Raw genomic sequence first — 25,021 nt, 5'->3', positions numbered from 1 at the left:
TTAAAAATTTTCTAGAACAGTTAATAGTTTGTCGTTTTCTTCTTTTGTACCTACTGTAATCCTTAAACATCCTTCGCACAAAGTTACTTTAGAACGGTCGCGTACAATGATACCCTGATCAACCAAAGTATCGTAAATTTTTAAGGCATCGGTAACTTCCGTCAGGATAAAATTAGCATCAGAAGGATAGACTTTTTTAACAATATTTAATGCATTTAACGCCTTGCTTAAACGGTCTCTTTCTGCCACAGATTCTTTAATCCAATCGTTCACCTGGGCGATGTTTTTTAGTGCTTCAAAAGCTAAGTCCTGCGTAGCCTGATTGATGTTATAAGGTGGCTTAATTTTGTTTAAAACATCGATCACTTTTGTCGAAGAAAAAGCCATGCCTAAACGTAAAGCGGCAAGCCCCCAAGCTTTCGAAAAAGTTTGTAGAACCACCAGGTTTCCGTATTCGGTTAGCTCCTGAATAAAGGTCTTCTGACGGGCGTAATTAATGTACGCTTCATCAACTACAACGATGCCATTAAAATTGGCTAAAATTGTTTCAATATCTTCGCGATTTATCGAATTTCCAGTCGGATTATTTGGCGAACAAATGAAGATTAATTTTGTGTTTTTATCGATCGTTTCTGCGATCTTTTCCATATCCAATTGGAAGTTCGGAAGTAGGCTAACTTTGCGTATTTCTACATCGTTTATGTTGGCCGAAACCTCGTACATTCCATAGGTTGGTGGCAGCACAATTACGTTGTCTTTTCCAGGATTACAAAAAGCACGGAACAATAAATCTATCGCTTCATCGCTGCCGTTACCTAAAAAAGTATTCTCGATTGGCACACCTTTTATTTTACTGATTGCATCTTTCAGATCAAGCTGCAATGGATCAGGATAACGGTTGTAATTTGCCGGAAGTGGCGAACCATAACTGTTTTCATTTGCATCTAAAAAAACTGATGCCTGACCTTTAAATTCATCCCTAGCGGTAGAGTAGGGGCGAAGGTTTTTTATATTTTCTCTTACTAAATCGTTAATGTCCATTTTAATGGTTTGTTGGTTTCCTGCGGTTTGATTGCACAGATTAAGTGATTACACTGATTGTTTTTCCCTTAGTTTTATTTTATGCCGTTTCATCTTCGGACTTTGGACTTCCGACCTCGGACTCAAAGTTCAATCTAATACTTACTGCGTTCTTATGCGCATGTAATCCCTCGGCTTCTGCAAGGATTTCAACCGTATTGCCAATGTTATTTAATCCATCAGCCGATAAATGCTGAAAAGTGATCTTTTTCAGAAAAGCATCAGTTGATACGCCCGAATAAGCCTTAGCAAAACCACTGGTTGGTAAAGTATGATTCGTTCCAGAGGCATAATCGCCAACACTTTCTGGTGTAAAGTTGCCTAAAAACACCGATCCAGCATTGATAATCGATGGAATAAGGCTTTGGAAATGTACGGTAGCCAATATTAGGTGCTCTGGCGCATATTCATTTGAAAATTGCATCGCCTCATCCAGGTTTTCAGCAAAAACTGCATAAGAATTGGCTATTGCTTTAGCCGCTATCTCCTTGCGTGGAAGGATAGCAAGTTGATTTTCAATTTCTTTTAACGTATCAGCAATGATCTGATTTGAAGTAGCCACTAAAATAGCCTGACTATCAGCTCCATGTTCCGCCTGCGCGAGTAGATCTGCAGCAATAAATGACGGATTGGCAGTATCATCAGCGATGACCAATACCTCTGATGGTCCGGCAGGCATATCGATAGCCACTTTATTTTGAACCATTGTTTTTGCTGTAGTTACATAACGGTTACCAGGACCAAAAATCTTATATACCTGTGGTACACTTTCCGTTCCGAAAGCCATTGCTGCAACAGCTTGTGCGCCCCCAACCAGGAATATTTTTTCGATGCCCAACAGCACCGAACAGTAGGCCAGATAACAATTGGTTTTGCCATCACTTTGCGGAGGAGAACACACCACGATTTCTTTGCAACCTGCGATGATGGCGGGAGTGGCAAGCATTAAAAAAGTACTCGGTAAAACGGCTGTTCCTCCTGGGATATAAAGTCCCACTTTTTCAATTGCCCTCGATTCGCGCCAGCACACAACGCCTGGCATCGTTTCGATTTTATCTTCAGTTTTTAACTGCGACTGGTGAAAAATTTTGATGTTTTGGTAAGCTGTATCAATCGCTTTTTTTGCTTCTGCGGGAATGGTAGATGCAATCGCTTTTAATTCTTCACTACCCAAAAACAGCTTCTCTAAATCAACTTTATCAAATGCTTTTGCAAAGTTAAAAAGTGCTTGGTCGCCATCTTTTTTTACGGTGCTGATGATGTCGGTTACGCGTTCTTCGACCAGTTTATCGTCTTCAATCTGTCTCGAACAAAGTTCTTCAATTTTTGATTTAGATAAATCTGTATAATTGTAGATTTTCAATGTTTTATAATTTTAAATTAACTAATAGTTAATATGAATTTAAACGATTTTACTTGATTATTTTCTCGATTGGCATTACCAAAATGCCTTCAGCACCTGCTGCTTTTAAACTGTTTATTTTATCCCAGAAATCTTCCTCGGCAATTACAGAGTGAACAGCAACCCAGTTTGGTTCGAAGAGCGGAACGACCGTTGGGCTTTTAACACCCGGCAATAAATCGACTACTTTTTGAAGGTTATCTTTTGATACGTTTAGTACCACGTATTTGTTAGATTTTGCGCTAAGTACAGAGCGGATGCGTTGAAGCAATTCTGCAACTTCAGGATTATCAGCTATCGATTTGTTGCCGATTAAAACGGCTTCAGATTGCATCACATCAGCGAAGGGTTTTAGTCCGTTGCTTTTTAGTGTTCCACCTGTTGATACGATATCAAAAATAGCATCACTTAAGCCTAAGCCCGGACCAATTTCTACCGATCCTGAAATGGTTCTGATATCAGATTTTATGCCTTTTTCCTGTAAGAATTTTTCGAGGATTACCGGGTAAGAAGTAGCAATCGCTTTGCCGTTTAACTCTTCCAGTTTTTGGATATTACTGGTGGCCTGAACAGCAATTTTTAAGGTGCATTTTCCGAAGCCTAATTTTTGTAGATAATCTACTTCGGCTTTGGTTTCTACAATTACGTTTTCTCCAACTATACCCAAATCGGCAATGCCATCCTGTACGTATTCAGGAATATCATCATCCCGGAGGAAAAGAATTTCTAAAGGAAAATTGGTAACGGTTGAGATGAGTGAGCTTTTGTAGTTTTCGAAAGATAAACCACAGTTTTTAAGTATTTCTACAGATTTTTCGTTTAACCTACCCGACTTCTGGATAGCGATTTTAAGTGTTTTCAAAGTATTGAATATAGAGTGAACAAGAAATTATTTTACGGAAAAAAGTTTTGAAGTACAAAACAAACATATCATATCGCCTATCGGCGATGGTGTAAATGTAAGTGATGGTTCAAAATTAAATTCATAAATTATTTCTGCCAGTATCAATGCTTTAGCTGATAAGCGCTGGCAAATATAGCGTTTGAAATGGTAAAACAAAAAATAATGGCACTTAATTTGCCATTATGCTGTTTTTATTGCCAATAACCCTTATTTTGTACTAAAATTTTACGTGTTGAAAAAGTTTCGCTTTCTAATTTTCCCCCTTATTTTGTTTGTTTCTGCCTGTGGATGGTTTAAGAGCCCTCCGGAGATAGGTAAGGTGTTATCTGAACATTTTAAGAATAAAATTTATAAAGATTTCGATACTGTAGCTTATGATAGCATTTTTGTAAAGACTTTGGATAGTCTTTCAGACAAATTTGTAAATCCGAAAACAATCAAAGGTTATTATGCCGGTAATCATCGTCAGCCTGTGCTCGTTACCCGATTTTATATTAATGGAAATTTAGATTCGCTGGTAAGCTATTTAAACGAAAGTAGGGCTCATGGCTTCAATCCGAAGATTTTTAAAGGAGATGAGATTAAAAGCTTATTGGATGAATTAACGGCAAACAAGTTTAAAAAGGTAGAAGAAAGTTATCCGGTTATAGCGAAACTAGAATTACTATCGGCCAATGCCTATTTAAATTATACAAACTATTTAAAATTTGGGGTGGTAAATCCCCGCAATATATTTTCGCGCTACTACATTAAAGTTAAACGTCCGGACAGTGTTGGGATGACCAATCTTTTGAATAGTGTGAACCTGTTGGATACACTCAGATCTGTTCAGCCCAAATCGGCTCAATATAAAGCTTTGCAGACTGCATATTTGAATACAGATGCAGAGGATGAGAAACGGATTTTACTACTAAATATGGAGCGGTTCCGTTGGAAAATGCCAGAGACAGGAGACAATTATGTGCAGGTAAATATCCCTGATTTTAGGTTAACCTGGCTGGATAAACAAGATACCGTAATTACAATGAAAGTTTGCGTTGGCGGGAGGCGTGAAAACGGTTATGAAGAGAAGTTAAAAGCCTTTGCGAAATCGGGCAACCTGGATGATAAACCGAAGAACCATGAGACACCTTTATTGTTCAGTAAAATCAATTCCATTCAGGCCAATCCGATCTGGAATATTCCGGTCAGCATTGCCCAAAGTGAGATCTATTGGATGGCCAGAAAAGATCCATATTATTTATCGAACAGCAACATTAAAGTTTACTATAAAGACAAGCTAATTGGTGAGCCTGATACCATCAATTGGAATAGGTATTCGCGTGATAAATTACCCTTTAAATTTAAACAGGGATCTGGCGGTGGAAACGCTTTAGGAAAGTTTAAATTCATCTTCGATAATAGCTCGAGTATTTATCTGCACGATACCAACAACAAGAACGGGTTTAACCTCACCAACCGAGCTATAAGTCATGGCTGTGTACGCATTGAAAAGCCATTAGAATTTGCCGAACTCTTGGTTAAAGATTCTTACACTTATGATAAGCTTAGGGCAGAAGTAGATTTGCCACCGATAGATAGTACACATGTAAAATGGTATAAAAAACGTATGGCACAAAAGGCCGATACAACCAAAGCATTTCAATTAAAACCAGCTTGGTTTGCCCCAAAGAAAAATGTCCCATTAATTATTACCTACATTACTGCCTGGTCGCAAAATGATAAGATTGAATATAGACCTGACGTTTATGGTATGGACGAAAAACTTTGGGCTGCGATGAAGAAGTTCAGGTAGAATTTAATCGAGAGTATCGATCTTCTTGGTTAAAAACGATTAACTTTGTGTTGTTTTAACACAAATTAAAGGATGATCGATCAAAATATTAAAATTGCTGTTGATGCCATTGTTTTTGGCTACGAAAAGGGAACACTTTATGTGTTGGCTGTTCAGCAGCGATTTGGTAAACTGGCCGATAAATGGGTTTTGCCAGGTGGATTTATTTTAAACGACGAGCCTTTGCTTATGGCAGTTGAGCGAGAACTTAAAGAAGAGGCTGGTATAAACGTAAATTACCTCGAGCAACTGGGTACTTTTGGTGATGATGTCAATCGCGACGAACGCTTCAGGGTAATTTCTGTTGCTTATTTTGCCCTGGTTAATCCTAAAAATTTTGTATTAAAAGCCGATACCGATGCTAAGGATGCGAAATGGTTTCCTGTAACCGGGATTCCGCAATTGGGCTACGATCATAATGAAATGGTTAATCTCGCACATCAGCGTTTAAAAAGCAAACTCACTTACCAGCCGATCGGTTTTGATCTGTTAGATCAGGAATTCCTCTTTTCTGATCTTGAAAATCTGTACTGCTCCATTTTAGAAAGAGACATAGACCGACGAAACTTCAGAAAAAAAATTCTAAGTTTTGGAATTGTTACAGAAACCGATAAAGTGGTTAAAATTGGTGCTAGCGGCAGGCCAGGCAAACTTTTTACCTTCGATAAGGCAAAATATAACCAGCTTTTGAAAGAAAATTTCCAATTTGATATTAGGTTTGCGTAAAATAAACACAAATTATCCTTTGCATTCTAAAAATGATTTTTATATTTGTGTAAATAATACGCAAATATATGTTGAATCTTAATCCAAGTTTTACTCCGCTAGGCGAAAATAACTTAATCGAATACAAATCTTTCTTATTTGCGGGTGGCGAACCACACATTAAAATTTCGACCAATTTTGATGTTGCTGCTCCGGTTACCATTACGCAAAGAATAAATTCCTTCAATGATTTAGGTATGATCTGTATTACGGTTGATGCCTTGAGAAGAATGGGTGTAAAAGAAATCGAACTTTTTATACCATATTTTCCTGCTGCAAGGCAAGATCGGGTAATGATTCCTGGTGAGCCTTTATCGGTGAAAGTTTATGCCGATATCATTAATACCATGGCATTGGCAAGTGTTACCGTTTTTGATCCGCATAGCGAAGTAACACCAGCCTTGCTCAACAACTGTGTGACAGTTTCCAATCACGAATTTATAAAACAGGTAATTGCAAACATTGGAACTGATGTAAAACTCATATCCCCTGACGGTGGAGCTTTAAAGAAAATTTATAAAGTATCTGAGTTTTTAGGTGGTGCAGAAGTGGTGGAGTGTTCAAAAAGCCGGGATGTAAAAACAGGTAAACTTTCAGGATTTAAAGTATATGCCGAAGATTTAGCTGGTGCTGATTGTTTAATTGTGGATGATATCTGTGACGGTGGTGGTACATTTATTGGCTTGGCAGAAGCACTAAAGGCTAAAAATGCTGGAAAACTTTATTTAGCGATTAGTCATGGCATATTTAGCAAAGGTTTTGACGAGTTGGGCAAATATTTCGAACAGATCTTTACTACCGATTCGATCAAGGAAGTTGATCATGAAGGGGTAACACAGATAAAACTGGCTGATATTTTAAATAAACGATAGTTTATTGCAATTTAAAATCTAAAACAAATGAAAACCACAGTTATCCATAGTTCAATATTCGGCCTGGTGGTTGGCGATGCACTGGGAGTGCCCGTAGAATTTAAGAAAAGGGATTTTTTGAAAAGATTTCCGGTAAAGGATATGCAGGCGTATGGTGTTCATAATCAGCCGTCAGGTACATGGAGTGATGATAGCTCTCTTACGTTTTGTTTAGCCGAAAGCCTGTGTAGCGGCTATAATTTAGATAATATTGCTCAGAAATTTCTTCAATGGTTTAATGCCGAGATTTGGACCCCTCATGGAAAGGTTTTCGACATCGGTATAGCAACAGCTGAAGCCATTAAAATGATAAAACATGGTGCTGATCCGGTTTTATGTGGTGGAGCATCAGAAATGGATAATGGAAATGGATCTTTAATGAGAATTCTACCTCTGTTATTTTATCTTCAAGATAAAAACGACTTGCAGCATGTTTTTCAGCTGGTAAAAGAAGTTTCATCCATTACCCATGCGCACTTTCGGTCGGTTTTTGCTTGCTTTATCCATATCGTTTATGGCTTGGAGCTTTTAAAGGAAAAGGATAAAAGTGAAGCGTATCTTAAAATGCAGATTAAACTCAAAAAATTTATCGCTGATAATGATTTTGAACAAAAGGAAATTGAATTATTTAAAAGGGTTTTGATAAATGATATCTCTACGGTTCCGGAGAGCGAGATTTATTCTTCTGGTTATGTGTTGCACAGTCTCGAAGCTAGCTTATGGTGTATCCTCAGTACCGAAACTTATGAGGATGCCGTTCTAAAAGCAGTTAATCTTGGTGATGATACTGATACAACTGGGGCAATTACAGGTGGTTTGGCAGGTTTAATTTATGGTTTTGAATCTATTCCTGAAAAATGGCTTAATACAATTGTTAAAAATAATGAAATTGAAGAACTCTGCGAAAAAATGAATGCGGTGTTTATGAAAAAGCAGAAATATAATGTTGCAGATATAAAAGAAAGTAATGAATTTCTATTTTTTTGGGGACATCAGGCTCCGAAAAATGGAACGCTTTCTAAAGCTTGTTTAAGCCAATGGTGGCCATCTCCTTTTATTGAAAATGACATCATCTATCAAACAGCTGAACATTATATGATGGCAAAAAAGGCTTTATTGTTTAATGATCAACAGGTTTTCGAAAAAATATTAGCGAAAAAATCTCCCAAAGATGTAAAAGACCTAGGGCGACAGATCAGAAACTTTGATACAACAAAGTGGGATGCTCATAAATATGAAATTGTAAAACAGGGAAACTTGCTTAAGTTTTCTCAAAATGAAGATTTGAAATCTTTCCTTCTACAAACCAAAAGTAAAATCTTGGTTGAAGCCAGTCCGGTTGATGCAATTTGGGGGATTGGTTTGCCAGAAGATAATTCAAATGCGATCATTCCCAGAAATTGGAAAGGTTTAAACCTATTAGGTTTTGCATTGATGGAAGTTAGGGATGAGCTACCCGATCTTAATGTTAAGACCAATCATTAAGTAACGAATTTGAAAAATGATTTTAGAACTAATCAAAGCCGATATAACAGAAGTTAAAGCCGATGCAATCGTTAATGCAGCAAACAGTTCTTTGCTTGGTGGCGGAGGGGTAGATGGTGCCATTCATAGAAAAGGTGGTAAAGCCATTTTAGAAGCTTGCGTAGCCATCAGGAATAAACAAGGGAATTGCAAAACCGGAAATGCGGTAATTACCACGGCAGGGAATTTACCAGCAAAATATGTGATCCATACGGTTGGACCTGTATGGAATGGTGATAGTGAAGAAAAAAATGTTTTGCTTGCAGATTGCTACCGTAACAGTTTAACCTTAGCGGTTGAAAATGATGTTAAGATTATAGCATTTCCCAACATCAGCACAGGGATTTATCACTTCCCTAAAGATAAAGCAGCAGATATTGCCATTGCCACGGTAAATAATTTTGCTGAAAAAGAAAAGATAGAGAAGGTAATCTTCGTTTGTTTCGACGATGAAAATTATCAGCTCTACAAAGAGAAATTAGGGTAATAACATTGAAGTCATGGACAATAAAATAACAAAAGGCATAAGTAAACTACTCAGCTATATTTTAAGACATTCGCCAGAAACCATAGGCTTAGAACTTGACGAAAACGGTTGGGCAGATGTAAATGAACTGATTGCCAAATTCGACCTCTATGATAAGAGAATAGATTTTGAAAAGCTCGAATTCATCGTTGAAAACAACGACAAAAAGAGGTTTGCTTTCAATGATGATAAAACTAAAATAAGGGCAAGCCAGGGGCATTCCATTTCAATAGAGCTAAACCTTGATGAAGCAGAACCACTAGAATATCTCTATCATGGTACAGTTGAAAAGTTCCTGTTGGATATTAAATCGCAGGGATTGCAAAAGATGAGCAGACAGCATGTGCATTTAAGTGCCGATAGAGAAACGGCCAATAAAGTAGGTGGCAGGAGAGGAAAGCCGATTATCCTTACCATTAATAGTGGAGAGATGCACAGGGCAGGCTATAAATTTTATTTATCAGCTAACAATGTGTGGCTTACAGATGTTGTGCCAGCTGAATATATAACGTTTTAATATGGGCAGAACATTAGTAATAGGTGATATACACGGGGGATTAAAAGGTTTAGTTCAGCTATTCGAGCGTGCAGAAGTAACAAAAGATGACAAACTGATTTTTCTTGGCGACTATGTGGATGGATGGAGTGAATCGGCACAGGTAATCAATTACCTGATGCAATTGGAAGAAAACCAGCAATGTGTTTTTATCAAAGGAAATCACGATGCCTGGTGTATCGATTGGTTAGAAAAAGGTATTGTAGACGATGTTTGGTTTGTTCACGGTGGTAAATTAACCATCGAAAGTTATAAAAATATAGCTGATCAAGTAAGGCAAAAGCATCTAAATTTCTTTGAACGCATGAAAGATTACTACGTGGATGAGCATAACAACCTCTTTATCCACGCCGGTTTTTCTTCCATGCACGGCCCCGAAAAAGAACGTTATTCTTCCAATTATTCATGGGATAGAACACTTTGGGAAATGGCCCTAACTATGGATAACAGAATTAAAAAAGATTCAGCAATTTACCCGAAACGTTTATTACTCTACAATGAAATTTATATTGGCCACACCCCAACGCTTTACTACAATATTGATGTACCCATGCAAGGCTGTAATGTTTGGAATATCGATACAGGTGCTGCATTTACCGGAAAATTAACCTGTTTGAATATCGAAACCAAAGATTTTTGGCAAAGCGATACTTTGCAAAGCCTGTATCCAAACGAAAAAGGAAGAAATAACACTTAACTATAAATATAAAAACGATGAACCCATTATTATTAACCGACGGATACAAAGTAGATCACCGCAGGCAATACCCAGAAAATACTACATTGGTTTATTCTAACTGGACGCCAAGAAAAAGCAGGCTAGAAAACGTAAATCATGTGGTGCTTTTTGGCTTGCAGTATTTTATCAAAAAATACATCATTGAAGATTTTAACCAGAATTTCTTTAAACAGCCAAAAGAAGAAATTTTAAAGAAATACGCGCGCAGGATCAATAATTACCTGGGAGAAAATTTGGTAGGCATACAGCATATAGCTGATTTACACGATCTGGGCTATATTCCAATGGTTTTTAAATCATTACCAGAAGGTGCTGAAGTGCCTTTGCGTGTACCCATGTTTACCATGTACAATACAAAGTCTGAATTTTTCTGGCTGACCAATTATTTCGAAACCTTACTATCAGCGGTGGTGTGGTTGCCATGCAATTCTGCTACCATAGCTAAACAATACCGCACCATTTTGGATCAGTATGCGGCAGAAACCTCTTCAGTTCCAGAATTTGTAGATTGGCAGGGGCACGATTTTTCTATGCGTGGCATGGGTGGAATAGAAGCTGCGGTAACTTCGGCAGCCGGGCATTTATTGAGTTTTACAGGAACAGATACCATTCCAGCCATCGATTTCTTAGAAGAGTATTACAATGCAGATTCAGATAAAGAGTTAATTGGTGGGTCAGTAGCTGCAACAGAACACTCTGTAATGTGTATGGGAACCAATACCGGAGAACTCGAAACCTTTAAACGTTTGATTTTAGAAGTTTACCCGAAAGGAATTGTATCTATCGTTTCCGATACCTGGGATTTATGGAAAGTGCTGACCGAATACCTACCTGTGTTAAAAGAAGATATTATCGCCCGCCCAGGTAAAGTGGTAATTAGGCCAGATTCGGGAGACCCGGTTGATATTATCTGTGGAAATCCAAATGGCAAAAACGAAAATGAGAAAAAGGGTGTAATTGAGCTGCTTTGGGATGTTTTCGGTGGAAAAACCAACACCAAAGGGTTTAAAGAACTGGTACCGCAAATTGGTGCTATTTATGGAGATAGCATTACTACCGAAAGGGCTACACAGATCTGTGAGCGGCTAAAAGCTAAAGGTTTTGCTTCTACCAATGTTGTTTTTGGCATCGGTTCATTCACCTATCAATACAATACACGCGATACTTTTGGTTTTGCGATGAAAGCCACTTATGGAGAAGTAGATGGCATCGGTCGCGAAATATTTAAAGATCCGATTACCGATGATGGAACCAAGAAATCAGCAAAAGGTTTACTACAGATTTTTAAAAATGCAGAAGGCGAATACGAGCTGAAAGATCAATGTAGCTGGGAAGAAGAAGCAAAGGGCGAATTGAAAGAAGTTTTCAGAGATGGAAAGTTATTGATTGATTATTCTCTTGCTGAAATTAGAGAAAGGCTAAAGAATAGTTAACTTTGCCAAGTTTTTAATCGACTGGCCATGGTCGGTCGATTAATTTTTTGAAAGATACAATGCAGAACAATCCCACATTTAACCATCAGGCTGATATCGTAAATAGTGCCATTAGATTTATAAACGCCTGGTTTAAACAATCGAAGGCCATTACAAACGAACTGAATGATTTTTTTATTCTCCCAGGTAATAAAGTTATTGGTAAGGATGTTATTATTGGTCGGTTAAAAGGTGTTTTCGGTCGGTCTGATGAATATGTTGGTGGCAGATACGATATTATCGATGTTAATTTCGAGCTTTTGAACGATGATAAGGGTATGGGCTTTGTTGAAGGCGTTGCAGGTTATAGAGATGTTGTTCAAAAACAGTCGAAAATTGTAAGCGGACCTTTTAAACTGTATTTCGCATTGCATAACGGTGGCTGGAAAATTGTAAATATCGAATTTCCGGGTTTCAGTTATTAAAACGACTTTATTACAATAGTAATTCGCCACTTTCCATAATTTTTCTATCTTTGGTTTTTAATGAATTTCCTTTATCCGGGCTTTCTTTTCGCACTAATATCGGTTGCCATCCCGGTTATCATTCATTTATTCAATTTCAGGAAGTTTAAGAAGGTTTATTTTTCTAATGTTCAGCTTTTAAAAGAAGTAGAACAACAAAATTCTTCCAAAGAAAAACTTAAAAACCTGCTTATTCTGTTGTCGCGGATTTTGGCAATCATCTTTTTGGTGCTGGCATTTGCCCAGCCTTATATTCCGGCGCACAATCAAAAAGCAACTGGTTTAAACAATGCAGTGAGCATTTATATCGATAATTCTTACAGCATGGAAGCCATTAATAAAGATGGTAACCTGCTTGATGAAGCCAAGCGGAGGGCAAAAGAACTGGTAAAAGGTTTTGGAATGAACGATCGTTTTCAACTGTTGACCAATAATTTTGAAGGAAAACACCAACGATTGTTAAACGAGGAAGCGTTTTTAAAAGCATTGGATGATGTTAAAATCTCGGCAGCAAACCGTAATCTCCAACAGATACTCAACCGGCAGGGGAATGTTTTAACGGGTTCCGCAAATAAGTATAGCTTTCTGATTTCCGATTTTCAAAAAAATATCTCCACCACCAATAAACTCGATACAAAAGCAGATATTCAATATTCATTTTTGAAACTGAATGCCAATACGCTTCCGAATGTTGCCATAGATAGCGTTTGGGCACTTTCGCCAAATCATCAGCCGGGAGCAAATGAGCGTTTGGTTGTACAGTTGAAAAATTACTCAGAGGAGGAAGCAAAGAACATTCCTCTAAAACTTAGCATCAACAACCAACAAAAGGGATTGGGTGCCGTAACCATTCCTGCAGGTAAAACGGTTAAAGATACCCTGAATTTCTCTGGACTGAACGCAGGATGGCAAAAAGGTATAATCACTATTAAAGATTTTCCGGTAACCTTTGATGATACACTTTCCTTTAGCTTTAAGGTAGACGAAAGTTTTCCTGTTCTGAGTATTAATGGAGCCAATACGGGCAATTACATTAAAGCACTGTTTGCTGCCGATCGTTATTATCAACTCACCGAGAATGCCGAAAGCAATGTGAATTATAGCAATTTTGCCAGTTACGGCCTGATTGTGCTGAACGGTTTGAAAAATCCATCAACAGGATTGGCACAACAACTAAAAACCTACCTGAATGCAGGTGGTACGGTGGTGCTTTTTCCTGATTTAGATGCCAATATTCAAACTTATAACTCATTTTTAAGCGGATTGTCGCTTCCTGCCATTCAAACGTTAAATACTACCGCCTCTAAGGTTGACCAGATTGATCTGCAAAACCCCATTTTCAAGACTGTTTTTGAGGAAATTCCCAAAAATCTAGATCTTCCAACAGCTTCCCGTTATTATTCTTTCGTAGAGAAAAATACCTCTAATAAAGAAGATATTATGTTATTGCCTGGCAGAAAACCTTTTTTCTCTAAGTATGGCGTAGGTAACGGGCAGGTGTATTTATCTGCTTCAGGGCTTAATACAAGTGACGGGAATTTAGCCCATCATCCGGTGTTCGTGCCGCTGATTTATCGTTTGGCATTGAGTGGAGGGAATGAAACGCCTTTATATTACAACCTCGGCAATGATAATGCCTTGGCGGGTAAAAAGATTACGCTAGGTAAAAACCAAAGCTTAAAAATTACTGCTGATGGTTTTGAGGCAATTCCTGAAATCCGTCAGGCAAATGGGAAAACGCTGATTTACATTGCCGATCAGATAAAAAATGCAGGCTTTTATAACCTGAAACTTGCAGATTCGCTACTTGCTGTTTATAGTTTCAACAATGGCAGAACAGAATCTGATATGCATTATTTAGACAAAACAGCACTCAATCAGTTGGCTGACAAAGGCAATATGAAAATATTCGATACCGATAAAGATGCCGTTAAATTAATTGCCGGCACTAATAAAATCGGGCAGACTTTATGGAAACTTTGTCTAATTTTGTCGCTGATTTTTATTGCAGCAGAAATTTTGCTCATCCGATTTTTTAACAACACAAAAAAAACAATATGAATCTCCTGGTTAAAAATGTAGCCATTGCCGATCCGCAAAGTAAATTCAATAATCAACAATGCGATGTCCGGGTAGAAAATGGCAAAATTAAAAACATAGGTAAATTAACTGCCGATAAAAACGAAACTGTTTTTGATGCTCAGGGTGCTTTCTTAACGCCGGGTTTTTTCGATCTAAACTGTGTAGCTGGCGATCCGGGTTTCGAAACCAAGGAAGATATTCAAACATTAACAGCAACGGCAAAAGCTGGAGGTTTTACAGGCTTAGCTTTATTGCCGCAAACCAGTCCGGTTGTGCAGTCAAAATCTCAGGTAGAATACATTATCAATAGGGCTAAAAACAATTTGGTTGATGTGTTGCCAGTTGGTGCGATAAGTCAGAACCGTGAGGCAAAAGAGCTTGCCGAACTGTTCGATATGCAGCAGGCAGGTGCGGTAGCTTTTTCAGATGGCGATAAAGCCTTACAAGACGATGGTTTTATGAGCCGTGCATTACAATATGCAAAAGGTTTCGATGCCCTATTAATGGTTTATCCCGAAAATAAATCCATAGCTGGCAAATCGCAGATTAACGAGAGCAAAAATTCTGTGCTGTTGGGCATGAAAGGTTTACCCGCATTGGCTGAAGAAATGCATATTGCCCGCGATATTTTTCTGGCATCTTATAATGAAACCAAAATTCACATCAGCAATATTTCAACTGCCGGGGCTGTGGCTTTGATTCGTAAAGCAAAAAAAGATGGCGTTCAGGTTTCGTGCGATGTAACCGCACATCACCTGGTGTTTACAGAAGACCTTTTAAGCGATTTTGACAGCAACTATAAGGTTAAGCCACCATTGCGTGGAAAAGCAGATGTAAAGGCGCTAATTGCTGGCTTAAAAGACGGAACCATTGATGCCATTACTTCTCAGCACCGTCCCGAAGAAATCGAATTTAAAAATGTAGAGTTCGAAATTGCGCACTACGGCATCATCGCTTTACAAACCGTGTTGCCACTATTATTAAAGGCTGGATTGGATATCGCTTTAATTGCAGAGAAATTGGCCATTAATCCACGTAAATTATTAAATTTAACTGTTCCGGTAATCGAAGAAGGTATTGAAGCCAACTTTACCATTTTTAATACGGCAGAAAAATGGTTATACAATGCTGCAAATAACCATTCAAAATCGGCAAACAGTCCATTATTGGGTGCCGAACTTACCGGAAAAGTAACTTTGGTTTATAATAATAATCAGTACTGGGAGAATTAAGGTTGAAGGCATGGGGTTCTTAACCATTTCTTAAAGGTATTAGTTCAAAAAAAAAATTGATAAATTAACAGGCTATAAGAACTTAAAGACTAAAGCAAGAAATTACAATTTTGTTGTTCAGGTCATACAATCTTATCATCCTAAAATCCTAAAAATCTTAATCATGGATAATAGAGTAAAAAAAGCACTAAGTGCAGCCATTAACAAGTATGCTGAGGTTTCAGCTACCAATGTAGACGGTTTTGAAACAGAATTATTAGCTGCTTTTGAGCTTGATGTTAACTTTTTAGATAAAGCGACTGCTTTCGATGCCGTTTTCGATTCTCACCCGAAATTTGAAGAATTACGCGAAGTATTTTTCGATTTATTAATGGTGAATTTCTTTAGCAGTGACGTACAGAAACTGGAAGACGACTATTTAGAAAGTGATGAATGGGCGAATATCGAAGAAGAAACCATAGATAGAGGAACAGAATTGTTAAACCTTCTGCTTTACATTAAAGAGTGTAAGGATGAAGATTTAGATCCTGAATTGGGCGATTTCCTTAAAGAATTTTTATTGGTAGAAGACGATGAGTTTCAGGATGAATTTGAGATTTACGAAGAGCTGATCAGTAACCAACAATTAGCAGAAACCAGTGTAGAAGAGATTTGTAAAACAGCTGCAAATTTAAATATCAGTGAAGAAATGCAAGAATTGTTTGTTCCATTTATGACTTTTTTCCTCGATGTTGAGGGAAGTGCAGAAACAACTAAAGAAATAATTCAGTATAGCAGTAACAAATCGTTCGATTCTGCTACTTATATATTAATTACAACAATTAATAATTAAACTAAAACTTAAAATTATGGACAAGAGTGCTCTTATTTCCAAATTAGCTATTAAAAATGGATTAATGCTCGCTGCGGTTTCGATAATCGTATCGTTAACCTTGCATTTCATAGACCCTGTATTAATTTACACCAGTTTTGCGGCCCAGATAGGTATATTTGTTTTATTCATCGTACTGTTAGTAGTGGTGGGAATAAACATCCGTAAAGAAATAGGCGGGTTTTGGACATTTGGAGAGGCCTTTAAAGCTTATTTAATCATCTCCCTTATTTTAGCCTTAACTGCAACGCTTTATAATGTGATACTAATGAAATTTATCGATCCAGATCTTCCACAAAGAGCTGCTGCTGCTATCGAAGAGGCACAGAGAGCTATGATGGAAAAATTCGGAATGGCTAGCGAGCAAATTGATGAGGCGATAGCTAAAGGTGGAAATATGCAAGAGAAGCTTGAACCTACTTTTAAAAACATCTTTACAAGCTTTGGAGTTTCACTTGCACTGTATGGGGTACTTTCTTTAATCCTCTCAGCTATCTTAAAGAAAAAACAACCAGTTACATTCGATTCGTTTCCAAAGGAAGGTTAATTTCTTTTATAAAATTTTGAACGTGCAGGTTTTATCATTTAATTTGATGAAATTTGCACGTTTTTAATAATGCGTCATTGCGAACGAAGCGTGGGAAATGCGCAGGGGTGTGGCAATCTTATAATAGATTGCTTCGTCGTTCCTTCTCGCAATGACGATAATACTCAAAAATGGATATATCAGTTGTAGTACCCTTATTTAATGAAGATGAATCTTTGCCAGAATTAACGGCATGGATTGATAAAGTGATGATCGACAATAATTTCAGCTACGAAATTATTTTGGTTGATGATGGTAGTACCGATAGATCGTGGGAGGTGATTGAAGAATTAAGATTTCAAAACCCTGCCATTAAAGGCATTAAGTTTAGAAGGAACTACGGTAAATCTGCAGCCTTAAATGTTGGTTTCGAAGCTACTCAGGGCGATGTGGTCATTACCATGGATGCCGATCTGCAGGATAGTCCGGATGAAATTCCTGAATTGTACCGCCGCATTAAAGAAGAAAAACTTGATATTATTTCCGGCTGGAAGAAGAAACGTTACGATCCGATTACGAAAACTATCCCAACTAAATTATTCAACGCCGCTACCCGTAAAATGAGCGGTATAGAGCTGAACGATTTTAACTGTGGCTTAAAAGCTTACCGTAGCGATGTGATCAAAACCATCGAAGTTTACGGCGAAATGCATCGCTACATCCCGGTAATTGCAAAATGGGCCGGATTTAGTAAAATATCCGAGCAGGTGGTAGAACACCGTGCCCGCAAATATGGCACAACAAAATTCGGCTTCAGTAGGTTTATAAACGGCTTTTTAGATTTACTCTCAATTTTCTTTGTAGGTAAATTCGGCAAACGCCCCATGCACTTTTTTGGTTCGTTAGGTGTTTTAAGCTTCTTTATAGGTATAATTATGGCACTTTACATATTATTCGAAAAGAAATATTTGATATGGCAGGGCTTAGCTTACCGCGATGTAACCGATCAACCATTGTTTTATTTATCGCTGGTTGCCATTGTTGTTGGTTCGCAGATGTTCCTTGCAGGGTTTATTGCCGAGCTTTTATCACGCAATGCACCAGAAAGAAACCAATATTTAATCGAGAAGAGGGTATAAGGTAAAAGGTTTAAGGCGTAAGGTTTATGCGCCCAAACCCTCAACCTTTTACCTTTCACCTTTTACCTCTAGTAAACATGTTTTTCTCCATCATCATTCCACTTTACAATCGTCCTCAAGAAATTGACGAACTATTAAACACCCTAACTAAACAGACTTATTTGCAGTTTGAAGTTTTGGTTATTGAAGATGGTTCGAAAAACGATGCAAAAGCAATTGTTGCTTCTTATGCAGATAAACTGGATATCAAATATTACTTTAAAGAAAATGCAGGACAGGGTTTTGCACGTAATTTTGGTTTCGAAAGAGCTACAGGCGATTACTTTGTTATTTTCGATTCAGATTGTTTAATTCCTGCAAATTACCTCGAAACGGTTAAAAACTATTTGTATGAACATCATTTAGATGCCTATGGCGGTCCGGATGCCGCGCACGATAGTTTCACACCTGTACAAAAAGCAATTAGTTATGCCATGACATCGCCTTTCACCACTGGTGGAATCCGCGGAAACAAACAGCACGTAGGCCAATTTCACCCACGCAGTTTTAACATGGGTGTTTCCCGTCAGGCCTGGGAGAAGGTAGGTGGTTTTATCTTAACCCGATTGGGCGAAGATATCGAGTATAGTATCCGCATTCACGAAAACGGTTTTAAAATCGGGTTGATTCCGGATGCAAAAGTTTACCATAAACGCAGGACAAGCTTTAGTCAGTTTTATAAGCAGTTACACTTTTTTGGCAGGGCAAGAATCAATATTTACAAACATTTCCCAAAAGAATTAAAACTTGTACATTTTTTTCCAGCGTTGTTTACATTGGGTTTTGGTTTCACCATTTTGTGTAACTTTATATATCCTCCATTGGCATATGTTTGTAACTTCTTCTTATTGATTTACTTTATGTTGATATTTTTTCATTCATGGTCTGTAAATAAATCGTTAAAAGTTGCATTTTTGAGCATTATATCTTCGTTTATCCAATTAACCGCTTATGGTTTAGGATTTATACAGGATTTATTTAAACGAGTGGTATTCAAACAACAATGATAAATTATTTAAAAGAAAGTACGTTCGCCGTTAATGATGTAATTCAAAAGGCGTGGAGCATTACCAAGAAACACTATTTCTCGATTGCTACATTATGTTTTTTGATGTTTATCACCGCAAGCGCATCGAGTTTAATGGCCTTTTTTATTAAAGATGTAAGCAAGGCCTTGAGTGTAATCATGGTGATTATTTTTGTGCTGCTTTATTTTACTATTAATCTTTCGCTGTTTAAATACATTTTTCATTTAATGGACGATGAAGAAAACGATGTGAAAATTGTAGATACCCTTCCAACCAGGCAGCAGATTATCAGGTTCTTGGTAGCTACACTTTATTTTGTGGGTTGTATCCTTGGTGTTTATCTGGTTGTAATCCTCGTTGCTTTTCCTTTTATTTATACTGGGATTAATGTCTCAATTGTAAAAAATGTAGCGATATCCGTAGGCATCATTGCTATTTTCATTACCTGGCTAAGAATTTCATTTTTTCCGTTTTTTATTATCGATAAAGGGGCAACACCATTCGATTCGATTAAATTAAGTTTGGCTACGACTAAAGGAAATTTCACTAAGATTTTATTGTTATTGGTGGTTTTAGGCGGAGGGTATTTAATCTACCTGTTGCTAAACTACCTGCAATGGCCATTAATCGCTTTCATTGTAAATATTTTAAGTTCATTTATTATCGTTCCGCTTTCGAGTGTAGCACTAACTGTTGCATATCGCAAAATTTCGAGCGAATATAAAGGCGATGAGCATCCAGATATTTTGCATAATATCGTTTAGGGTAGAATTTATATTCAATCACTCAATCATTCAAAATTCAGTTTAGTATGGGATTAAAAGCAGCATTAAGTAAACCCTTTGCAGCATTTGCAGTTTGGCAGATTAACAAATGGAAAAATAATGCCGTAAATGCTCAGCATAATATCCTGAAAAAGTTAATTGACGAGGCAAAAAATACTGCATTTGGAAAAGATCATCATTTCGCTGAGATTAAAACCTATACTGATTTTAAAAAACATGTTCCCGTTCAAGATTACGAAGGATTAAAACCCTATGTAGATCGTGTAGTGGCAGGCGAAGCCGATGTACTTTGGAAAGGTAAGCCACTTTACTTCGCCAAAACATCAGGTACCACTTCGGGTGTAAAATATATTCCGCTATCGAAAGAATCGATGCCTGAGCACGTCAAAGCTGCCCGTAATGCCATTTTAACTTATATTAATGAAACAGGTAAGGCTGATTTTGTAAACGGAAAGATGATTTTTTTGCAAGGGAGCCCGGTTTTGAGTGTAAAACATGGAATCAATGTTGGGCGTTTATCGGGCATTGTGGCACACCATGTGCCTGCTTACCTGCAAAAGAACCGATTGCCTTCTTACGAAACCAATATTATCGAAGATTGGGAGCAAAAAATTGATGCCATTGTTGAGGAAACCATTAATGAAAATATGACCTTGATTTCTGGTATCCCACCTTGGGTACAGATGTATTTCGATAAACTATCTGAAAAATCGGGAGGGAAGAAAATCGCCGAAATATTCAGGAATTTTAGCCTGTTTATTTATGGCGGTGTAAATTTTGAGCCTTATCGGGCAAAAATTGAACAAAGCATCGGGAAGAAAATTGATGCTATAGAAACTTACCCAGCTTCGGAGGGCTTTATTGCCTATCAGGATTCGCAAAAAGATAAAGGACTATTGTTACTGGCCGATGCGGGGATTTTTTACGAATTTGTTCCAGCTGATGAATATTACAACGATAATCCAACACGGTTATCGCTTAGTGAGGTTGAATTAGATACCAACTATGCGTTAATTTTAAATACCAATGCAGGTTTATGGGGTTACAGCATAGGTGATACGGTGAAGTTTGTTTCGAAAAATCCTTACAAAATTGTGGTAACCGGACGGATAAAACATTTTATATCTGCCTTTGGTGAACATGTAATAGGAGAAGAGGTAGAACAGGCAATTTTGAGTGTGGCCAATGAAGAACAGGTAGAAATTACAGAATTTACAGTTGCGCCTCAGGTTAATCCGGAAGCCGGTCAATTGCCTTATCATGAGTGGTTTGTAGAATTTTCGTCTGCACCAAAGGATATGGCTACTTTTAGCAAAAAGGTTGATGAGGCTTTGCAAAAGAAAAATATTTATTACTTTGACCTGATTGAAGGAAACATCCTTCAGCCATTGATTATACGTACTTTGCAAAAAGATGCTTTTGTTAACTACATGAAAAGTGAAGGGAAGTTAGGCGGACAGAATAAAGTGCCACGCTTGAGTAATGATCGGAAATTGGCGGATGGGTTGGAGCGGTATATTGTTTAACTAATCTTCCTCGGTTCGTGTCCTCACGAAACGAAATGAGGAAAAGTAGTTCGTGGAGACACGAACCACGGCATTGGAGCGAAGTGCAACGCAGTCGAGAAATCTGTATAGATAGATCTCTCCATTTCGCTTCACTCCAGTCGAGATGACGATCAACTCAACAGATGCTGTAAGGGTGACAAATGGGTGGACAAATAAATAATTAGATAAAATGCTTAATTTAACCTTAAGCGTTACGATATTAAAAACGATTTGAAACGAATAACCATATTAGGTTCTACAGGAAGTATAGGTACACAAGCACTAGAAGTGGTAAGGGATCATCCCGATACATTTAAAGTTGTTGTATTATCGGCCTTAAAGAATTCAGCATTACTTATTCAACAGGCGAAGGAATTTGAGCCAGCCATTGTTGTAATCTGTGATGAAAGCAAGTACGGCGAAGTTAAAACTGCTTTGTCTGCGCTAAATATTAAAGTTTTGGCAGGTGAAGCCGCATTGTCAGAAGTTGCGGCCTATGATGATAGCGATGTGGTATTAACGGCATTAATGGGCTCCGTGGGATTAAAGCCTACTATTGCTGCGATTAAGGCTGGAAAAAATATTGCTTTGGCCAACAAAGAAACCTTGGTGGTAGCCGGCGAATTGATTACACAACTGGCAACGGAACACCAGGTTAAAATTTTACCGGTCGATTCAGAGCATTCAGCAATATTTCAATGCTTGGTAGGCGAGGAGCAAAATGAAATCGAAAAAATTTATTTAACAGCTTCCGGCGGACCATTCTTAGGCAAAACAAAAGATTTTTTATCTACAGTAAAGAAAGAACAGGCTTTAAAACATCCCAACTGGGTGATGGGCGCAAAAATCACGATCGATTCTGCATCCCTAATGAATAAGGGCCTGGAGGTAATTGAAGCAAAATGGTTGTTTAACCTTGATGTAGATCAGATTGACGTAATTGTTCACCCTCAATCTATCATTCATTCAATTGTTCAGTTTACCGATGGATCTATGAAAGCACAAATGGGTGTTCCGGACATGAAACTGCCTATTCAGTATGCTTTAAATTATCCCGACAGGCTAAAAAACAATTTTAAACGTTTTAACTTCCTAGATTATCCAAACTTTAGCTTTCAAAAAGCCGACATGGAAACATTCAGGAATTTAGACCTGGCATTCACTTCTTTACGAAAAGGCGGGAATATGCCTTGCATTTTAAATGCTGCGAATGAAATTGTTGTTGAAGCATTTTTGAGGGATAAAATCGGTTTTCTGCAGATGAGCGAGGTTATTGAACAGTGTATGGAAGAAATCAGTTTTGTTGAAAAACCACAATTGAGCGATTATTTAGAAACTGACAAACATAGCCGTATCTTAGCCGGCGAATTAGTAACAAAAAGTATAGTTTAACATCTAACATAAAAATTTTATAAGAGAATATGAATGGATTGATTATGGCGGGGCAGCTGCTGCTCGGATTGTCTTTATTGGTAATATTACACGAATTAGGGCATTTCTTGGCAGCTAGGGCATTTGGTATTAAAGTAGAAAAGTTTTATTTATTTTTTGATGCCTGGGGTTTCAAGCTTTTTAGTTTTAAAAGAGGTGATGTTGAATATGGAGTGGGATGGTTGCCACTTGGTGGTTATGTAAAAATTGCCGGAATGATTGATGAGAGTATGGATACTGAGCAAATGGCTCAACCTGCTCAGCCATGGGAATTCCGTTCTAAACCAGCCTGGCAACGTTTAATCGTAATGCTTGGTGGTATTATCGTAAACGTGATTGTCGGTATTTTTATCTTCTGGATGTTAACCTTCAACGTGGGGCAAAATTATACCATTAACAGCAAACTGAACGATGGTATTTCTGTAGGTACAATCGGTAAAGAAATCGGTTTAAAAAACGGAGATAAAATTTTAGCCATCAACGGCAACAAGTTAATCCGTTTTGAAGATGCTATATCGAGCAAAGTATTGTTTGATGGAGCCCAGTTGACCATTTTAAGGGAGAATAAAACACTTTACATTTCTGTTCCGGATATTATTTTAAATAAAATATCGAAAAACGATAAAGAGAATTTTATCTCACCCAGATATACGATGGAAAGTGTAGACAAGGTAAGTGCGCCTGATGAAAAAGCAGATAAACCATCTTTTTTTGATAAGCTGTTTGGCAGAAAGTTCGAGAAACCCGTATATCCAGCTTATGCTGCAGGGATTAAACCGGGCGATAGTATTTTATCGGTTAACGGAAAACAGATTACTTTCTTCGATCAGTTTAAAGAAGAGGTTTCTAAAAACAAATTAAAACCAATTACTATTAATGCCCTACGCAAAGGCAAAGAAGTGAAGTTTGATCTTAAAGTAAGCAAAGATGGAACGATTGGGATTATCCCTAATTTAAAAATGCCTGAAACTGCACATGTAGATTTTGGCTTTATAGAGTCGTTACCAGTTGGTGCAAGCATGGCATGGAGCACTTTTGTAGATAATGCAAAAGGCATTGGTAAAATGATTACCGGTAAATTAAGTGCCCGTAATATCAGCAGCCCGATTGGGATTGCAAAGGTGTATGGCAGTACTTTCGACTGGGTTAAATTCTGGACTTTAACAGGATTAATTTCGATGGCATTGGCATTTATGAATTTATTGCCTATTCCGGGCTTAGATGGAGGCCACGTAGTGTTTCTTTTAATTGAGATGGTACAACGTAAGCCGGTAAGCGAAAAAGTGCTGGAGAAGGCGCAAATTGTGGGTTTTGTAATCTTGATCTGTTTAATGGTGTTTGCTTTTGGTAATGATATTTTAAAATCCTTCGGTAAGTAAAACCAAATTTATATAATTGCCGCAGATGCGCAGATTTGACGAATCAATCTGAACATCTGCGGCTTTTTAATTTAATATGCACCATGAGCGCAGCAACAACAGATAGTAATTATTTCGATTTTTACGGGTTACCGATCCAGTTTAATCCAGATCAAAATGCAGTTAAAACAAAATTTTATGCATTTAGCAAGCAGTTTCATCCTGATTTTTATGCCAATGAAAGCGAAGAGAAGCAGCAAGAAGTGCTTGATCTATCAACTTTGAACAACAAGGCTTACCAGATACTGAGCAATGCTAAAAAACGCTTAAAATATGTGCTGGAATTAAAAGGGATTGTAGAAACAGACGAAGGTTATCAACTTCCGCAATCTTTTTTAATGGAAATGATGGATGTAAATGAGGCCTTAATGGATCTGGAATTTGAGCCGGATGCCGAAAAGCTAGCGCAGGTAAAACGAGATGTTGATGCCATAGAAAAAGACCTGGCTAACGAACTGAATGATCTAATAGGCCGTTTTGATAGCAATCCAATAGCATCCGATGCACTACTGCCTTTGATTAAGGATAATTTTTACAGACAGAAATACGTTGATCGGATCAGGGAGCGCTTGCCGAAATAGATGGAAGAACTTTGAAGTCGGGGAGTCGGAGGTCCGAAGATAAAAGTTCGAGATTGTCAGTCTGATCGGAGTAGAAGACTAACTTCGTGTGCTTTGCGCCTTCACTCTGTGCTCTTTGCGGTTAAGCCCTAAACCTTCCATCTTCAACCTTATTCCAACACCCGA

General features: G+C 37.8%; 23 protein-coding genes. 20 read left to right on the top strand and 3 right to left on the bottom strand.

The genetic code is table 11. The features are described 5' to 3' along the window. The 3 genes from hisC to hisG all read right to left on the bottom strand — a co-directional run bounded on the left by hisC (nucleotide 1) and on the right by hisG (nucleotide 3,344). Nucleotides 1–1,041: a histidinol-phosphate transaminase gene (hisC, locus tag LQ227_RS02675; RefSeq protein ID WP_108200683.1), complete on the bottom strand. Its 1,041-nt coding sequence runs from the start codon at nucleotides 1,039–1,041 to the stop codon at nucleotides 1–3. Between the two features lie 79 nt (nucleotides 1,042–1,120). Then, nucleotides 1,121–2,443: a histidinol dehydrogenase gene (hisD, locus tag LQ227_RS02670; RefSeq protein WP_230148164.1), complete on the bottom strand. Its 1,323-nt coding sequence runs from the start codon at nucleotides 2,441–2,443 to the stop codon at nucleotides 1,121–1,123. A gap of 49 nt (nucleotides 2,444–2,492) precedes the next feature. Then, nucleotides 2,493–3,344 (bottom strand): ATP phosphoribosyltransferase, encoded by an 852-nt coding sequence (gene hisG, locus LQ227_RS02665; protein ID WP_029278663.1) that lies wholly within the window; start codon nucleotides 3,342–3,344, stop codon nucleotides 2,493–2,495. A 274-nt stretch (nucleotides 3,345–3,618) separates the two neighbouring features. Here hisG and LQ227_RS02660 point away from each other — a divergent pair, with 274 nt between their 5' ends. From LQ227_RS02660 to LQ227_RS02565, 20 genes are all read left to right on the top strand, one after another. After that, entirely contained in the window at nucleotides 3,619–5,181 is a 1,563-nt protein-coding gene (locus tag LQ227_RS02660; RefSeq protein WP_230148162.1) for a L,D-transpeptidase family protein, read from the top strand. Nucleotides 5,182–5,253: 72 nt separating this feature from the next. Continuing rightward, nucleotides 5,254–5,946 carry an NUDIX domain-containing protein gene (locus LQ227_RS02655; protein WP_230143687.1) on the top strand — a complete coding sequence of 231 codons (693 nt, stop codon included), beginning with the start codon at nucleotides 5,254–5,256 and terminating at the stop codon, nucleotides 5,944–5,946. 68 nt (nucleotides 5,947–6,014) lie between these two features. Further along, nucleotides 6,015–6,857: a ribose-phosphate diphosphokinase gene (gene prs, locus LQ227_RS02650; protein ID WP_230143689.1), complete on the top strand. Its 843-nt coding sequence runs from the start codon at nucleotides 6,015–6,017 to the stop codon at nucleotides 6,855–6,857. A gap of 27 nt (nucleotides 6,858–6,884) precedes the next feature. After that, nucleotides 6,885–8,381: an ADP-ribosylglycohydrolase family protein gene (locus tag LQ227_RS02645; protein ID WP_230143690.1), complete on the top strand. Its 1,497-nt coding sequence runs from the start codon at nucleotides 6,885–6,887 to the stop codon at nucleotides 8,379–8,381. Between the two features lie 16 nt (nucleotides 8,382–8,397). Beyond that, a complete protein-coding gene (locus LQ227_RS02640; RefSeq protein WP_230143692.1) occupies nucleotides 8,398–8,907 on the top strand; it encodes an O-acetyl-ADP-ribose deacetylase in 510 nt (169 codons plus the stop codon). A gap of 13 nt (nucleotides 8,908–8,920) precedes the next feature. Then, nucleotides 8,921–9,463 carry an RNA 2'-phosphotransferase gene (locus LQ227_RS02635; RefSeq protein ID WP_230143694.1) on the top strand — a complete coding sequence of 181 codons (543 nt, stop codon included), beginning with the start codon at nucleotides 8,921–8,923 and terminating at the stop codon, nucleotides 9,461–9,463. Nucleotide 9,464: 1 nt separating this feature from the next. Continuing rightward, entirely contained in the window at nucleotides 9,465–10,199 is a 735-nt protein-coding gene (locus LQ227_RS02630) for a metallophosphoesterase family protein (RefSeq protein WP_230143696.1), read from the top strand. Between the two features lie 17 nt (nucleotides 10,200–10,216). Further along, complete coding sequence (locus LQ227_RS02625; protein ID WP_230148160.1) at nucleotides 10,217–11,674, top strand: nicotinate phosphoribosyltransferase; 1,458 nt, start codon at nucleotides 10,217–10,219, stop codon at nucleotides 11,672–11,674. Between the two features lie 59 nt (nucleotides 11,675–11,733). Continuing rightward, nucleotides 11,734–12,138 carry a hypothetical protein gene (locus tag LQ227_RS02620; RefSeq protein ID WP_230143700.1) on the top strand — a complete coding sequence of 135 codons (405 nt, stop codon included), beginning with the start codon at nucleotides 11,734–11,736 and terminating at the stop codon, nucleotides 12,136–12,138. A 60-nt stretch (nucleotides 12,139–12,198) separates the two neighbouring features. Beyond that, nucleotides 12,199–14,238, top strand: a complete 2,040-nt coding sequence (locus tag LQ227_RS02615; protein ID WP_230148158.1) for a BatA domain-containing protein — start codon at nucleotides 12,199–12,201, stop codon at nucleotides 14,236–14,238. Next, nucleotides 14,235–15,491 (top strand): dihydroorotase, encoded by a 1,257-nt coding sequence (locus LQ227_RS02610; RefSeq protein ID WP_230143704.1) that lies wholly within the window; start codon nucleotides 14,235–14,237, stop codon nucleotides 15,489–15,491. Before LQ227_RS02615 ends, LQ227_RS02610 begins: the two co-directional genes overlap by 4 nt. 163 nt (nucleotides 15,492–15,654) lie before the next feature. Then, nucleotides 15,655–16,323: a hypothetical protein gene (locus LQ227_RS02605; protein WP_230143705.1), complete on the top strand. Its 669-nt coding sequence runs from the start codon at nucleotides 15,655–15,657 to the stop codon at nucleotides 16,321–16,323. Between the two features lie 16 nt (nucleotides 16,324–16,339). After that, on the top strand, nucleotides 16,340–16,909 hold the full coding sequence (locus tag LQ227_RS02600) for a DUF4199 domain-containing protein (protein WP_230143707.1): 570 nt from the start codon (nucleotides 16,340–16,342) through the stop codon (nucleotides 16,907–16,909). A gap of 170 nt (nucleotides 16,910–17,079) precedes the next feature. Further along, complete coding sequence (locus LQ227_RS02595; protein WP_230148156.1) at nucleotides 17,080–18,027, top strand: glycosyltransferase family 2 protein; 948 nt, start codon at nucleotides 17,080–17,082, stop codon at nucleotides 18,025–18,027. 77 nt (nucleotides 18,028–18,104) lie between these two features. Next, nucleotides 18,105–19,073 (top strand): glycosyltransferase family 2 protein, encoded by a 969-nt coding sequence (locus LQ227_RS02590; protein WP_086545300.1) that lies wholly within the window; start codon nucleotides 18,105–18,107, stop codon nucleotides 19,071–19,073. Then, nucleotides 19,070–19,858 (top strand): hypothetical protein, encoded by a 789-nt coding sequence (locus tag LQ227_RS02585; RefSeq protein ID WP_230148154.1) that lies wholly within the window; start codon nucleotides 19,070–19,072, stop codon nucleotides 19,856–19,858. The genes LQ227_RS02590 and LQ227_RS02585 overlap by 4 nt, the downstream gene beginning before the upstream one ends. Nucleotides 19,859–19,905: 47 nt before the next feature. Further along, nucleotides 19,906–21,405 (top strand): GH3 auxin-responsive promoter family protein, encoded by a 1,500-nt coding sequence (locus LQ227_RS02580; protein WP_230148152.1) that lies wholly within the window; start codon nucleotides 19,906–19,908, stop codon nucleotides 21,403–21,405. 252 nt (nucleotides 21,406–21,657) lie between these two features. Then, entirely contained in the window at nucleotides 21,658–22,818 is a 1,161-nt protein-coding gene (locus LQ227_RS02575; protein WP_230148149.1) for a 1-deoxy-D-xylulose-5-phosphate reductoisomerase, read from the top strand. Between the two features lie 29 nt (nucleotides 22,819–22,847). Continuing rightward, nucleotides 22,848–24,236 (top strand): RIP metalloprotease RseP, encoded by a 1,389-nt coding sequence (rseP, locus tag LQ227_RS02570; RefSeq protein WP_230148146.1) that lies wholly within the window; start codon nucleotides 22,848–22,850, stop codon nucleotides 24,234–24,236. 83 nt (nucleotides 24,237–24,319) lie between these two features. Further along, entirely contained in the window at nucleotides 24,320–24,856 is a 537-nt protein-coding gene (locus tag LQ227_RS02565) for an iron-sulfur cluster co-chaperone HscB C-terminal domain-containing protein (protein WP_230148144.1), read from the top strand. Nucleotides 24,857–25,021 lie beyond the last annotated feature (165 nt).

The sequence above is a fragment of the Pedobacter sp. Bi27 genome, from assembly GCF_918698255.1.
Taxonomy (GTDB): Bacteria; Bacteroidota; Bacteroidia; order Sphingobacteriales; family Sphingobacteriaceae; genus Pedobacter.
Note: the sequence above shows the minus strand (reverse complement) of the source record. Positions and strands in the feature narration are given on the sequence as shown.